Genomic DNA, 14,019 nt, shown 5'->3' with positions numbered 1-14,019 from the left:
GCTATCTATCAGGCAGGGTTCCTGATAGTTTACGGCGCGTTGCAGCGGAGCGGGGCTGGGCACGCCCGGGGAGGGGACAGGATCATGAGTGACGTGACGCGTGCGGGCGACGAGGTCAGGCGCGCCCGGTACGCCGTGGCGGCCGTGTTCGCCGTACACGGCGCCGTGACCGGCTCGTTCGCGACGCGCGTGCCCTGGGTCCAGGACCACACCTCGCTCGGCGCGGGCCAGTTGGGGTTCGCCCTGGCCTTCACGGCGCTCGGCGCCTCGTGCGCGATGCCGCTGGCGGGCGGGATCACCCATCGCTTCGGCAGCCGTACGGCCCTGCGCGGGCTGCTCGCGCTGTGGACGCTGTCCCTGATCCTGCCGTCGATCGCGCCGAACCTGGTCACCCTGTGCCTGGCGATGTTCGTCTACGGAGCGAGCGCGGGCATGGCCGATGTCGCGATGAACGCGCTCGGTGTGGAGGTCGAGCGGCGGCTCGAAAAGTCGATCATGTCGGGACTGCACGGCATGTGGAGCGCGGGCGCCCTCGTCGGCTCTGCGGCCGGCACCCTCGCCGCGCATCTCGGCGCGGACGCGCGCGTGCACTTCGCCCTGGCGTCGGCCGTCCTCACCCTGCTCGGTCTCGTCGCCTGCACCTGGGTGCTGGACCTCCAGCCCGCCGAGGACGAGGAACCGCCGCCGCGGTTCGCGCTGCCGCCGCGTTCGGCGCTGCTGATCGGCGCGGTCGGCTTCTGCGCGGTGTTCGCGGAGGGCGCGAGCCTGGACTGGTCGGCGGTGTTCCTGCGGGACCGGCTGGACAGTTCGGCCGGGCTGGCGGCGGCCTCCACGACCGGGTTCATGCTGACCATGGCCGTGGCCCGGATCGGCGGGGACGCGGTGGTGAACCGCTTCGGCGCGGTCCGCACGGTGCGGGCCGGTGGTGTTCTGGCCGGGCTGGGCGGGCTGCTGATCGTGCTGGCCGGGCATCCGGCGGTGGCGATGGCCGGGTTCGCGCTGATGGGGCTCGGCATCGCGGTGGTCGTACCGCTGTGCTTCGCGGCGGCCGGGCACGCCGGCCCGAACCCCAGTCAGGCCATCGCGGGCGTGGCGACCATCACCTACACCTCGGGGCTGATCGCGCCGAGCCTGATCGGCGGGGTGGCCCAGGCGACCAGCCTGATGGTGTCCTTCGTGGTGGTGACGGCGCTGGCGTGCGGGCTGGCGGTGTTCGCGGGCGTACTGCGTACCGCCGAGCGCCCGGGCGGCGGCGAGGTCAGCCGACGGGCCGCAGCAGTTCCCGACCCGCGGCCCTGAAGGTCTCGCTCCAGGGCGCGGGGCGCATGGTCGCCGCGTCCAGCCGGACCAGCACCCGGGTGCCCTGGGCGTAGGTGTCGGTCCCGTCGGCCGAGCAGAACCGGAAGCCGTAGGTGAGGCCGGTGGTGCCGAGCCGTTCCAGCCAGAGATGGACGGCGTAGGTGCCGGGCCGGGTGACCGGCGCCTCGTAGCTGATGCGCAGTTCGCGGACCGCGTTGCAGGCGTCGCCGGCCGCCGCCCAGTCGCCGTCGAAGCGGACGCCGTGCTCGTTCCACAGCTCGGTCCAGGCGCGCTCGACCATCAGCGGGTAGCGGGCGTTGTGCAGCAGCCCGAGCGCGTCGAGGTCGTCGAAGTGGACGGTGACGGGGATCAGCCGGCCGTAGGAGACGGCGGGGGCGGTCGGGGCTTCGGCGGTCACGGGAAGGGCTCCTGAGCAGCGCGTGTTGGGGTGGCGACACCCCCGTACGCCACCATACTAAGCGACCGCTCAGGAGCCCGGCCGGGAAGCCCCCAGGTCAGCGGGGGTCAGCCCGCTATCGAGTCCAGCTGCTCGGTGGCGGGCCGCAGCGCCCAGAGGTCTCCCCCGGGCGGCGCCTCCAGCTTCGGCACGGCCGCCTTCGCCAGCGGGTCACCGGCGTCGGCCGCCGCGTGCACGACGTCGGCCGCCGCGTAGCGGTGGAACTCCAGCTCGGGGTGCGGCCAGGCGGCGGCGCCGGTCGCGGCGGGCAGCAGATAGTCGACCGCCTTGAACAGGGTCTGCCCGTCCGGCCCCGCGTAGCCCCACAGGTTCACGCCGACGTGCCGGCCGATGGCCGCGAGCCGGGTGTAGGCGACGAGGTCGAAGGTCGAGTAGTGCCAGCTGCGGGTGCGGGTGAGTTCCTGGGGCTGGCTGCCGTCGGCCGCGATCTGCGGGTCGATCCGCTTCGCGCGCGCGTCCAGCACGGTCCGCCGGGCGAGCGCGGTGTCGCCGGTGGCGTAGGCGAGGGCGGCGAGCTGCATGTCGTAGAAGGTGCCGTGGTTGTTGGCGGCTGCGCCCTCCTGCCGGCCGAAGTCGCTGTCCTTCAGCCAGTCGCGGAAGTCCTCGTTCCACCGGGTCATCGCGGTACGGTCGGCGGCCGTCCAGCCGGGTGCGCCGGTGGCGAGGATCGCCTGCGCGTCCAGGACGCTGGTGTAGGACTGCGAGAAGTCGATGACGCCGATGGCCCGGCCGTCGTACTTGCACGGGATGAACTGGGCGTGGTTCAGGTTGGGGTTCATCCGGGTGGCCGGGTCGAGGAACCAGGTGCGCAGGATCTGCCCGGCCTTCTCGGCGTAGCTCCGCTTGCCGGTGTAGTACCAGGCGAGCGAGAGGTCGTACGTCGCGTCGAAGACCTTCTCCACGTCCTGCCGGTCGGTCCCGGTGTCGACCTCCGGATTGCGCTGGCCGTCGCGCTGGACGTACGGGCAGCCCCAGGGGTTGTCGGCGGTGGGGGCGGTCGTGGGCCACCAGTAGGGGGCCTGGCTCAGGTAGTCGTGGACGTCGCCGCCGGGGGCGGGCTTCGGCTTGTCGACGACCGTCCAGGGGCCCTGGTCAAGCCAGCCGTCCGCGCGGGTGGTCAGGTCCGCGAGGGCGTGCCGGAGCCGGGGGTCGTGGGGCAGGCGGGCCCGGGTCTGCTGGAGTCGGACGCCGTCCAGGACCGCGGTGCGCGGGGCCTTGGGCGGTGCCGCGTGGGCGGAGGGGGCGAGCAGGGCTCCGAAGGCCACCACGGCGGCGAGGAGCGCGGCCGCTCGGGGTCTTCCACTCATTCAGGCACTCCGATCTTCGCTCGACCCGATCAGGGACTCGATCAGGTATGTGAACGCAGTTCACGAGGAGGACCGTGTGAGCGTAGAGCCGCCAGGTACCCCTGACAATGGTTCGGACCCTCTTCACGTACAGAGAAAGCGAAACCCCTCATGGATCTCGGCGTGCGCTGGAAGCTGCACGGTGACGGGCGCACGCCCGCGCCCGGAGCGGTGGTACGCCCCGACGAACGGCTGTCCTGGCCCCGCACCGTGGGCCTGGGCGCCCAGCACGTGGTCGCGATGTTCGGCGCCTCCTTCGTGGCCCCCGTGCTCATGGGCCTGGACCCGAACCTGGCGATCATGATGTCGGGCGTGGCGACCATGATCTTCCTGCTCGCCACCCGCGGCCGGGTGCCGAGCTACCTCGGCTGCTCCCTGTCCTTCGTCGGCGTGGCCGCCGTCATCCGCGCCCAGGGCGGCACGAGCGCGACCGTGACCGGCGCGGTCCTCGTCGTCGGTGTCGTGCTGTTCCTCGTCGGCCTCGCGGTGCAGCGCTTCGGCGCGCGGATCATCCACGCCGCCATGCCGCCGATCGTCACCGGCGCGGTGGTCATGCTGATCGGCTTCAACCTGGCCCCGGTGACCGCGTCCACCTACTGGCCGCAGGACCAGTGGACGGCCCTGCTGGTGATGCTCTTCACCGGTCTGGCGGTCGTCTGCCTGCGCGGTTTCTGGTCCCGCGTCGCGATCTTCCTGGGCCTGGTCTTCGGGTACGGCCTCTCCTGGGCGTCCGACCGGGTCTTCGGCAAAATCCACTCGGTGGACGCGAGCGGCAAGCTCACCGACCACTGGCGCCTGGACCTGTCCGGCGTCTCCAAGGCCGACTGGATCGGCCTGCCGTCCTTCCACGGGCCGTCCTTCCAGTGGTCGGCGATCCTGGTCGCGCTGCCGGTCGTCATCGCGCTCGTCGCCGAGAACGCGGGCCACGTCAAGGCCGTCGGTGAGATGACCGGCGACCCGCTGGACGACAAGCTCGGTACGGCGATCTCGGCGGACGGCGTCGCCTCCGTGCTGTCGACGGCCGTCGGCGGCCCGCCCAACACCACCTACTCCGAGAACATCGGCGTGATGGCCGCGACCCGCGTCTACTCCACCGCCGCCTACTGGGCCGCCGCCGGCTTCGCGCTGCTCTTCGGCGTCTGCCCCAAGTTCGGCGCGGTCGTGGCCGCGATCCCCGGCGGGGTGCTCGGCGGCATCACCGTCATCCTCTACGGCATGATCGGCCTGCTCGGCGCCCAGATCTGGCTCCACGCCAAGGTGGATCTGCGCAACCCGCTGAACCTGGTCCCGGCCGCCGCGGGCATCATCATCGGCGTCGGCAACGTCACCATGAAGTTCACCGACACCTTCTCGCTCAGCGGCATCGCCCTCGGCACGCTGGTCGTCATCACCGGCTACCACGCGCTGCGCGCCTTCGCCCCGGCCCACCTGAAGAAGCAGGAGCCGCTGCTGGACGAGGGCACGTCCTCCTACGACACGGAGGCGGACGCGGCGGCGCCGCGCGCCGAGTCGTAGTCCGGCGTTCCCCCGTTCCGGCGAAGCACCGGGCCGGTCGGCACGCCGACCGGCCCCGGGCTGGGACCCTTCCCCCATGGTGCAGCTGGAACACCTCACCGCCCCCGTCGACACCGTCGTCGCCCGGATGCGCGCGCTGGACGCGGCCCTGCCCCCACGGGACGGTGTCGCCGTGTTCAACCGGGTCTACCTCGCCGTCACCGAGGAGATCGACCGGCGCCTCGACGCCGGGGAGTTCCCGGACCCGCGCGCGGCGACCGCACTGGACGTGCGGTTCGCCGAGCGCTATCTGGCGGCGGTGGACACGGCCGCCGCGGACCGCCGCCCGCCCGCCTGCTGGCGTCCCCTGTTCCAGTTCCGCCGCCATCCCGGGGTACGGCCGCTTCAGTTCGCGCTGGCGGGCATCAACGCGCACATCGGGCACGACCTGGCCCTGGCCGTGGTCGACGCCTGCCGCACGCTCGGCTGCGAACCCGCCGATCTGGAGGACGAGTTCGACCGCGTGGGCGATCTCCTGGTGTCGCTGGAGGAGCGCATCCGCGAGGATCTGATGCCGGGCCCCGACCTGTTCCAGATCGCCGACCCGCTCACCCACCTGCTGGGCTCCTGGAGCCTGGAGCGGGCCCGGGACGCGACCTGGGCGGCGGCCCGGGCCCTGTGGGCGCTGCGGCACTGCGCCGACGTGGCCGGGGAGTTCACCGAGCGGCTGGACGCGGCGGTGGGGTTCGCGGGCCGGATGTTGCTGACACCGCTGGCCGACTGAGACTCCAGCGGGATGGAAAAGGCGCGGGCGGCCGGCATCCGGGGCCGGCCGCCCGCGCCTTGGTCCGTCTCCCGGGTCAGTCCTCGGGAAGCTCCACCGGCGCGATCTCGTCGTAGACGTCACCCGGACCCGGGTTCGCCGCGTCCGTCTCGCCGCCGAGGTGGTGCATGACGCCCCAGACCGCGTTCAGCGCGGTCTGGACGGCACCCTCGGCCCAGCCGGCCGTCCAGGAGATGTCGTCGCCGGCGAGGAAGATGCCCCGCTTGTCCTCGGGCAGCCGGTCCTGCATGAAGTGCGTGAACAGGCGCCGCTGGTAGCGGTAGTGGCCGGGCAGGTTGGCCTTGAACGCGCCCATGAAGTAGGGCTCGTTCTCCCAGGAGACCGTCACCGGGTTGCCGATGATGTGCTTGCGGATGTCGACCTTCGGGTAGATCTCGCCGAGCGACTTCAGCATGACCTCCATCCGCTCGTTCGCGGACAGCGGGAGCCACTTCAGGCTGTCGTCGCACCAGGTGTACGACAGGCAGATGACGGCGGGCTTGTCCGGGCCGTCGTCCAGCAGGTAGGTGCCGCGGGTCATGCGGTCGGTGAGCGTCATCGACATGACGTCCCGGCCCGTCTCCTCGTCCTTGTCGAGCCAGAAGGGCCGGTCGACCGGGACGAAGAGCTTGCTGGACTCCATGTAGTGGGTGCGCTCGATCGCGGTCCAGTGGTCGATCGGGAAGAGCGAGTCGTCGCAGGCGATCTTGGACAGCAGCATCCAGGACTGGGCGGTGAAGATCGCCGCCTTGTACGTGCGGATGTCGCCGTTCGCGTCCGTCACGGTGATCCGGTTGCCGGCGGTGCGGTGCAGCCGGGTCACGGCCGGCAGCGGCTTGCCGCCCTCGTGCAGCGTGGCGAGCGAGGTGCCGTACGGCCAGTGGACGATCTTCTCCGGTTCGCGCTCCCACAGGCGCAGCGGCAGCTGCTGCGAGCCGCCGACGATGCCGCGGTGGTGGTCGTCGGCCTCGGTGTAGACGACGCGGAGGATCTCCAGGATGGAGTTCGGGAAGTCGGTGTCCCAGCCGCCGGTGCCGAAGCCGACCTGGCCGAAGATCTCGCGGTGCCGGAAGGACTTGAAGGCCTCCGAGTCGCAGAGGAAGCCGTAGAAGGTCTGGTTGTCCAGCTTCTCGACCAGCTTCGCCCAGATCTCCCGGATGCGCGGCACGTCCCGCTCGCGCATCGCGCGGTTCATGTCGGAGAAGTCGGCGCCCTCTTCGAGGCACTTGTTCCAGGCCTCGGCGACGTCCCGGTAGACCTGGGGCAGGTCGTCGATGGTCTCGGCGTAGTGCGACTCACCCTTGAGGTCGACCACGGTGGACGGGGTCGCCTCGGCCAGGGGGTTCGGGAACGGCCTGGTCTCCAGGCCGACCAGGTCGATGTAGTGCTGGAGCGCGGTGGAGGACGGCGGGAAGCGCATGGCGCCCATCTCGGCGGTCAGCGAGTCGTCGCAGCCCTCGAAGCCGACCGTGCGCAGCCGGCCGCCGATCTGGTCGGCCTCGTAGACGACGGGCTTGAGGCCCATCTTCATCAGCTCGTAGGCGGCCACGATGCCGGACAGGCCGCCGCCGATGATCGCGACCTCGGTGCCGTGCTCGGTCGCCGGGACCTGGCCGAGGCCCGCCGGGTGGGCGAGGAAGTCGTCGTAGGCGTAGGGGAAGTCCGGGCCGAACATGGTGATCGGCGGCTGCTGCTCGTCGGTGTGCTCGACGGCGTTGGGCACCGTGGACGTCATGGGGTACGGACTCCTTGCGCGGGGGTGGTTCGGGGAAGGCTCGGGTGTCAGACGAGGGACCCGTACAGACCGGGGCGGCGGTCCTTCAGGTACGGGTTGTGCTCGCGGGAGGCGGCCAGGAACGCGGGGTCGGCGTCGGCGAGCACCAGCTGCTCGGCGCGGCCGGCGCGGGTGCGGGCGACACCGTCGGGACCGGCGAGGACGGAGAGGCCGACGAACTCGAACTCGCCTTCCTGGCCGACCCGGTTGACGTAGGCGACGTACATCTGGTTCTCGAAGGCACGCACCGGGATCATCGACTCGGCGACGAACTGGAAGGGGTGCATCTGCGCGGTCGGCACGATCAGGAGGTCGGTGCCGGCCAGGGCGTGGGCGCGGACGTTCTCCGGGAACTCGACGTCGTAGCAGATCAGCAGGCCCACGGTGAGGCCGTTCAGCTCGGCCTGGACGACCTGCCGCTCGCCCGGCGTGAAGTGGTCGCGCTCGAAGCAGCCGAAGAGGTGGGTCTTGCGGTAGTTCGCGAGCCGGGTGCCGTCGGCGGAGATCAGCTGGGCCGAGTTGAAGACGGTGTCGCCGGCGCGCTCCGGGTAGCCGTAGGCGAGGGCGACGCCGTGCCGGCCGGCGATCTCGGCGATCGCGTCGGCGGAGTCACCGTCGGCGGGCTCGGCGAGGCGGGCGATGTCGTCGCCGATCGCGTACCCGGTGAGGAACATCTCCGGCGCGGCCAGCAGCCCGGCGCCAGCGGCGGCGGCCCGGCCCGCGGCCTCGTCGAGGACCTTGAGGTTCTCGGCGATCGAGCCGGGGCGGCCGGAGCTCTGGAGCAGGGCGGTGCGCATGCGTCATCCTCACCGGAACGGGGGTTTGGGGGGCCAGAAAGACGGTACGGTCGCCGCGCTCGGCCGGACAAGAAGGAGCCGTTGCGCGCCGGTGCGCGGTTCGTTGCGTCGAGGAGGCACCGGGCGGCGATTCGTTGCGCGCCCGGGTACGGGGTACCGGTCGACGGGCTCCGCGCCTGACCGGCGGGAAGCCCCCGATGCGGGACGGCTGCCCCGCGCCCCACCCCTGGCTGTGCCGAGGCGGGCCGAGCCGGCGAGCACCGCCGCGAGGTCGAGGCTCGCCACCGGCGGTGGCTGACCAGGGGCCGCGCACGAACCGTGGGGAGCCACCCCCTGCCGGACGGCCACCCCCTACTGGATGGCCCCCCCTGCGGGACCGCCACCCCTGCCGGACGGCCCGCCCCCATCCTCCCCTGAGCTACGCCCCCTGGGCAGGCCGAGGTGGTGAGCACCGCCGCGTGGTCCAAGGGTCGCCACCGGCGAAGGCTGACCAGGGCCCGCGCACGAACCGTGGGGAGCCACCCCCTGCCGGACGGCCACCCCCTACGGGACCGCCACCTCCTGCCGGACGGTCCCCGCCCCCATCACCCCTGAGCTACGCCCGAGGCAGGCCGAAGGTGGTGAGCAGCGCCGTGTGGTCCGACGGCCAGTCGTTGTCGGCCGCGTTCGGCCAGTGGCGGGGGGTGCCCGTGACGACGGTGCGGGCGTCGCGCACGGTCAGGCCCCGGTGCAGCACGTAGTCGATCCGGTCCTGCGGCTCGGGCCGCCCGCTGCCGTCCTCGTGCACGGGGTGGATCGGCGACCAGGTGTGGCCGGGAGCGGCGGCGGGGTCGGGGTTGGCCTCCCGGGTGGGAGTCCGCGAACCCCGCCTCCTCGGCTGCCCGCGTCACCGGCCACGGCACGTCCGGTCGGTCGAGGTGCGAAGGACAGGTGAAGTCGGCGACGAGGACGACCGGCACGCCGTCGCGCGACGACTCGGCGATCCGGCGCAGCGCGTCTCGCAGCTGCGCGAGCCGCACCCCCTCGTGGGCGACCAGCTCGGCCGCCGGCAGCCCGTCGAAGCCGGCTTCGTAAGGGCCGTACGGCGTGTGGTGCAGGTGCGCGGTCCACACGTCGACCTCGCGACCGGGGGCCACCCGGACACGGACGCCCGCCGCGCCGTAGAAGCCGACGTCCGGGTCGCCGAAGCGGGCGGTGATCGGGTGACGGCTGAGCAGCCCGAGGTTCTCGCCGGCCCGGTGGTGGTGCCAGCCCAGGGCCTCGGCCAGTTCCTGGGCGGCGGTGCCGGCGTTCTCCTGGAGTCCGACGACGTCGGCACCGCTCTCCAGGATCACCTTCAGCCGAGCCAGAGGTTCCAGCTCATGACGCGCGGCTCGGGCGCGAGCATCCGGCCCAGCTCGGCCGGCGTGACCCCGGCCAGGCTGTCCCGCACGGTCCGGCCGGGCGCCGCGCCGATCGGGGCGAGGGACGGTACGGCGAGTACGGCGCACCCCGCGGCCTCGGCGGAGGCCACGCCGGTCTCGGTGTCCTCGACGGCCACGCAGGCCGCGGGGTCGACGCCGAGGGCGCGGCAGGCGTCGAGGTAGGGGTCGGGGGCGGGCTTGGTGCGGGCGGTGTCGTCGGCGGTGACGGAGACCGCGAAGCGTCCGGCGCCGAGCGCGTCGAGGACGACGTCGGCGACCGCGCGCGGGGACGCGGTGACCAGGGCGGTGGGGATGCCGGCGGCGGCCAGCGCGTCCAGCAGGTCCAGGGCGCCGGGCCGGGGCACGATCCCGGTGCGGACGCGCCCGGCGAACGCGCGGTGCAGGCCGGCGGCGAGGTCGGCGACCGGGCGGCCGGTGACCGCGCCGAGCCAGACGGCGGTGTGCTCGACCGGCCGGCCGAGCACGTCCGGCTGGTCGGCCTCGGTCAGCGGGCGCCCGGCGACCTGCTCGACGGCCTCCCACCACAGGCGCTCGGTGTCCACGAGCGTGCCGTCCATGTCGAACAGAACCGCCTGCGGGGCGGTGTGGGGGGTCATGTACGGGTGGTTCCTCACTTCTGGATACGTTCGGCCACCAGGACCGGCCGCTCGGGCAGCGACACGGTCACTGCGGTTCCGGCGCCGAGCCCGGCGGCCTCGTGCGCGGGCAGGTCGGCCTTGGCCTCGGTGCCGTCGGCGAGCCGTACGGTGACCCGGACGACCGCGCCGAGGAAGGCGGTGGCGACGATCCGGGCAGTGCCCCGCTCGTCGGCGCGCACCCGGACGGCCTCGGGCCGCACCAGCACGTCCACGGCACCGTCCGGCACCGCACCGTCGGCCGGCAGCCGCTGCCCGAGCACGGCGACCGTGCCACCGGTCAGCTCGCCCGGAATCCGGCTCATGGTGCCGACGAACTCGGCGACGAAGGCGGTGGCGGGACGGCCGTACAGCTCGGCGGGCTCGGCGCACTGTTCCAGGCGGCCGGCGCGCATCACGGCGACGCGGTCGGCGACCGACAGCGCCTCCTCCTGGTCGTGCGTCACGAACAGGGTGGTGATGCCCAGCTCCCGCTGGAGCCGGCGGATCTCCTCGCGGAGGCTGAGCCTGACCTTGGCGTCCAGCGCGGACAGCGGCTCGTCGAGCAGGAGCACGCGCGGGCGCAGGGCGAGGGCGCGGGCCAGGGCGATGCGCTGCTGCTGCCCGCCGGAGAGCTGGTGCGGATACCGCTCGCCCTTGTCGCCGAGCCCGACCAGCTCCAGCAACTCGGCGGCCCGGGCCCGGCGTTCGGCCGTACGGACCCCGCGCATGCGCAGCCCGAAGGCGACGTTGTCGACGGCGTTCAGGTGCGGGAAGAGGCTGTACGACTGGAAGACCATCCCGGCGTCGCGGCGGTGGGCCGGGACGTGGGTGACGTCCTCTCCGTCCACCAGAACCGCGCCGGCGTCGGGGTGCTCGAAGCCGGCGAGCATGCGCAGCGCGGTGGTCTTGCCGCAGCCGGAGGGGCCGAGCAGGGCCAGGAACTCCCCCGGCCGGACGGTCAGGTCGAGTCCGTCGAGGGCGACGGTGGCGCCGAACTCCCGTCGCAGCGAACGGAATTCGACGGTGGCGGCCTGGAGACGGGTCTCTGGCAGGGTGGCGGTCATGGTGTGTGTCATCCCCGGGAAGGAGCGGTTCGGGCGCGTCCGCCGCCGGCACCGGCGAGCGCGAGGAGGAGGGCCCAGGTGACGAGCAGGCTGAGCACGGAGACGGCGACGGACATCTGGGCCTGCGAGCCGCCGACGTTGTAGATCCACACCGCGAAGGGCTGGTAGCCGAGCAGTTGGGCGACGGTGAACTCGCCCAGCACCAGGGCCAGGGTCAGAAAGCCCGCGTTCAGCAGCGCCCCGCGCAGATTGGGCAGGACGGCCCGGACGAGCGCCTGCGGCCAGGAGGCGCCGCAGCTGCGGGCGGCCTCCACGAGGGTGCGGACGTCGATGGCGCGCAGGCCGGCGTCCAGCGCCCGGTAGACGAAGGGCAGGGCCATCACGACGTAGGCGAGGACGAGGACGACCGGGAAGTCGGGGTTCTGGATCGCCACGAAGGTCTGGAACAGCGGGGTGCGGGAGAGGTGCTCCGGGCCCCACTTCAGCACGCTGACGATCCCGGCGACGAAGGCGATCGGCGGCACCACGAGCGGCAGCGAGCACACCACCTCCACCACCGGCCGCAGCCGGGGCGCACCGAGCCGGAGCGCGACCACGGCGGGCACCATCAGCAGCAGCACGGCCGCGATGGTGGCCACGGCCAGCTCCAGGGAGAGCAGCAGGCTGGAGACGAAGCCGTCGGTGGACAGGATCTTCGTGTAGGCGTCGAAGCCGACGCCGTGGCCGGGCACGTCGACGGTGAAGACCACGGAGGCGGCGAGCGGCACCAGGAAGTACAGCGCGGCGAGGCCGAGGACGGCCCACCGCCAGGGGGTCAGGCGTCGAGCCATCGGGCGCTCCGGCGTTGCAGGGGCAGGTACACGGCCATGACCAGGCCCGCCACCAGCACCATGTCGAGGCTGAGGGCGAGGGCGACGTTCTCCTGGCCGACCAGGACGTTCCCGGAGAGGGCGTCGGCGATCTGGAGGGTGACCAGCGGGACCGCGCTGCCGACCATGGCGGCGGCGGTCGCGTAGGCGGCGAAGGCGCTGCCGAACAGCAGGACGAGCCCGCCGAGCAGGGAGGGCGCGAGCACGGGCAGGGCCACGTGCCGCCAGTACTGCGCGCCGGTGGCGCCGTTGTTCAGGGCGGCCTCGCGCCACTGGGAGCGCAGGCCGTCCAGCGCGGGCGTGATGGTGAGGACCATGAGCGGGACCAGGAAGTACAGGTAGACGAGGACCAGGCCCCAGAAGCTGTACAGGTCCCAGCCGCTGTCCTTCAGGCCGAGGTGCACGGTCAGCACGCCGGCGTTGCCGAGGGTGGCGACGAAGGCGAAGGCCAGCGGGACCCCGCCGAAGTTGGCGAGGACGCCGGAGGCGGTCAGTACGGCCTCGCGCAGGGCGCGGGAGCGGGAGCTGACCACGGCCTGGGCGAGGGGCAGCCCGAGCAGGGCGCCGAGGGCGGCGGAGATCGCGGAGAGCCTGACGCTGCCGAGCAGGGCGGTGAGGTACGGCCCCTGGAGCGAGGTGGTCAGGTTCTGGGCGCCGTACCGGCCGTCCACCGTGAAGGCGCCGTCGAGGACGGCGACGGCGGGCAGCCCGAAGGCGACGGCGGTGAAGGCCAGCAGCGGTACGACGGCGAGCCAGCCGGGGGCGCGGCGCCGCCGCTTCGCCGAAGCGACGGGCGCCACGTCCGCGCGGGTGAGGGCGGCGGTCATCCGGAGACGGCCTTCCCCCAGCCCTGCGCGAGGACCGTCTTGGCCTTGCTCTGCTGGTCCTCGGTCGGGAAGGCGGGCGTGCCGGTGACCTTCGGGAGCTTGGCGGCGGCCGTCCGGTCGAGGGTGCCGGCCTTCTCCATGGCGGCCATCAGGGCCGGGCGGGCGTACCCCTTGAGCCACAGGTTCTGGCCCTCGGCGCTGTACAGGTACTCCTGCCAGAGGCGGGCGGCGGCCGGGTGCGGGGCGTCCTTGTTGACGGCCTGGGAGTAGTACTGGGCGTACTGGCCGTCGCTCGGGATGGCGACCTTCCAGTCGACGCCCTTGGACGTGAACTCGTCGGCGTATCCGGCGTTCAGGTAGTCCCAGTCGATCGAGATCGGCGTCTCGCCCTTCTCGACGGTGGCCGGGGTGGACTCGACGGGGGTGTAGTTGCCGTTCTTCTTCAGCTTCGCGAAGAAGTCCAGGCCGGGCTGGATGTCGTCGAAGGAGCCGCCGTTCGCGAGGGCCGCCGCGTAGACGCCGCCGAAGGCGGAGCCCGACTTGGTGGGGTTGCCGTTGAGGGCGACCTGGCCCTTGTACTCGGGCTTGAGCAGGTCCTTGAAGCTGGTCGGGCAGGTCTTCACCCGCTTGGCGTCGCAGCCGATGGAGATGTAGCCGCCGTAGTCGTTGTACCAGCGGGCCTTCGGGTCCTTCTGGCCCTCGGGGATGTCGGCGTAGGAGGCCACCCTGTACGGCGCGAGCAGGCCCTGCTGGGCCGCGCTCAGCGCGAAGGAGCTGCCGAGGTCGAGGACGTCGGGGGCGCGGTCCTGGCCCTTCCTGGAGGTGACGGCGTTGATCTCGTCCTGGCTGGAGCCGTCGGGGCTCTCCACCTGGATCCTGATGCCGTACTTCTTCTGGAAGCCGTCGATGAGGGCGCCGTAGTTGGCCCAGTCGCGCGGGAGCGCGACGGCGTGCAGCGTGCCCTCCTTCTTGGCCGCCTCGGCCAGGGCGTCCAGGCCGCCGAAGTCGGCCGCGGAGGTGGCGGTGGCGGCGCTCCTGCCGTCCTTGGTGGTGGTCGACGCGTTGTCGGGGGCGGCGCCGCAGGCGCTCAGCGCGAGGGCGGCGACGACGGCGAGGGAGCCGCCGAGGACGGCGCTTCTCGGGGACACGGGCACGGTCTCTCCAGGGGACGCATGAGGCGGGAGGAAGAACTTGTCTGAACAAGTCG

Annotated in this window: 11 protein-coding genes and 1 pseudogene; 3 read left to right on the top strand and 9 right to left on the bottom strand. The window is 72.7% G+C overall.

Annotated elements, in window-relative coordinates:
- The first annotated feature begins 84 nt into the window (after positions 1-84).
- Positions 85-1,299: an MFS transporter gene (locus ACZ4WH_RS03720; protein ID WP_468176220.1), complete on the top strand. Its 1,215-nt coding sequence runs from the start codon at positions 85-87 to the stop codon at positions 1,297-1,299.
- Here the strand turns inward: ACZ4WH_RS03720 and ACZ4WH_RS03715 are convergent.
- Entirely contained in the window at positions 1,259-1,717 is a 459-nt protein-coding gene (locus ACZ4WH_RS03715) for an acyl-CoA thioesterase (protein WP_468176218.1), read from the bottom strand. The genes ACZ4WH_RS03720 and ACZ4WH_RS03715 overlap by 41 nt on opposite strands.
- 107 nt (positions 1,718-1,824) lie before the next feature.
- Positions 1,825-3,084, bottom strand: coding sequence for an alginate lyase family protein (locus ACZ4WH_RS03710; protein ID WP_468176216.1), 1,260 nt, complete (start codon positions 3,082-3,084; stop codon positions 1,825-1,827).
- A gap of 150 nt (positions 3,085-3,234) precedes the next feature.
- Here ACZ4WH_RS03710 and ACZ4WH_RS03705 point away from each other — a divergent pair, with 150 nt between their 5' ends.
- Both ACZ4WH_RS03705 and ACZ4WH_RS03700 read left to right on the top strand, forming a co-directional pair.
- Positions 3,235-4,638, top strand: a complete 1,404-nt coding sequence (locus ACZ4WH_RS03705; protein ID WP_468176214.1) for a uracil-xanthine permease family protein — start codon at positions 3,235-3,237, stop codon at positions 4,636-4,638.
- A 76-nt stretch (positions 4,639-4,714) separates the two neighbouring features.
- Positions 4,715-5,401 (top strand): DUF5995 family protein, encoded by a 687-nt coding sequence (locus ACZ4WH_RS03700; RefSeq protein ID WP_468176212.1) that lies wholly within the window; start codon positions 4,715-4,717, stop codon positions 5,399-5,401.
- 76 nt (positions 5,402-5,477) lie between these two features.
- Here the strand turns inward: ACZ4WH_RS03700 and ACZ4WH_RS03695 are convergent, their stop codons facing one another.
- The 7 genes and pseudogenes from ACZ4WH_RS03695 to ACZ4WH_RS03665 all read right to left on the bottom strand — a co-directional run bounded on the left by ACZ4WH_RS03695 (position 5,478) and on the right by ACZ4WH_RS03665 (position 13,966).
- The gene (locus ACZ4WH_RS03695; RefSeq protein ID WP_468176210.1) at positions 5,478-7,175 is read right to left on the bottom strand and encodes a flavin monoamine oxidase family protein; all 1,698 of its coding nucleotides are present in this window, start codon (positions 7,173-7,175) and stop codon (positions 5,478-5,480) included.
- A 47-nt stretch (positions 7,176-7,222) separates the two neighbouring features.
- Positions 7,223-8,011, bottom strand: a complete 789-nt coding sequence (locus ACZ4WH_RS03690; protein WP_468176208.1) for a carbon-nitrogen hydrolase family protein — start codon at positions 8,009-8,011, stop codon at positions 7,223-7,225.
- Positions 8,012-8,606: 595 nt separating this feature from the next.
- Positions 8,607-10,031 (bottom strand): annotated as a pseudogene (locus ACZ4WH_RS03685) (HAD-IA family hydrolase).
- Positions 10,032-10,045: 14 nt separating this feature from the next.
- On the bottom strand, positions 10,046-11,116 hold the full coding sequence (locus tag ACZ4WH_RS03680) for an ABC transporter ATP-binding protein (RefSeq protein ID WP_468176206.1): 1,071 nt from the start codon (positions 11,114-11,116) through the stop codon (positions 10,046-10,048).
- An 8-nt stretch (positions 11,117-11,124) separates the two neighbouring features.
- Positions 11,125-11,946, bottom strand: coding sequence for an ABC transporter permease (locus ACZ4WH_RS03675; RefSeq protein ID WP_468176204.1), 822 nt, complete (start codon positions 11,944-11,946; stop codon positions 11,125-11,127).
- The gene (locus ACZ4WH_RS03670; RefSeq protein ID WP_468176202.1) at positions 11,931-12,812 is read right to left on the bottom strand and encodes an ABC transporter permease; all 882 of its coding nucleotides are present in this window, start codon (positions 12,810-12,812) and stop codon (positions 11,931-11,933) included. Before ACZ4WH_RS03670 ends, ACZ4WH_RS03675 begins: the two co-directional genes overlap by 16 nt.
- The gene (locus ACZ4WH_RS03665) at positions 12,809-13,966 is read right to left on the bottom strand and encodes an ABC transporter substrate-binding protein (RefSeq protein WP_468176200.1); all 1,158 of its coding nucleotides are present in this window, start codon (positions 13,964-13,966) and stop codon (positions 12,809-12,811) included. Before ACZ4WH_RS03665 ends, ACZ4WH_RS03670 begins: the two co-directional genes overlap by 4 nt.
- Positions 13,967-14,019 lie beyond the last annotated feature (53 nt).

This window comes from Streptomyces sp. NPDC029138 (assembly GCF_055564375.1).
Note: the sequence above shows the minus strand (reverse complement) of the source record. Positions and strands in the feature narration are given on the sequence as shown.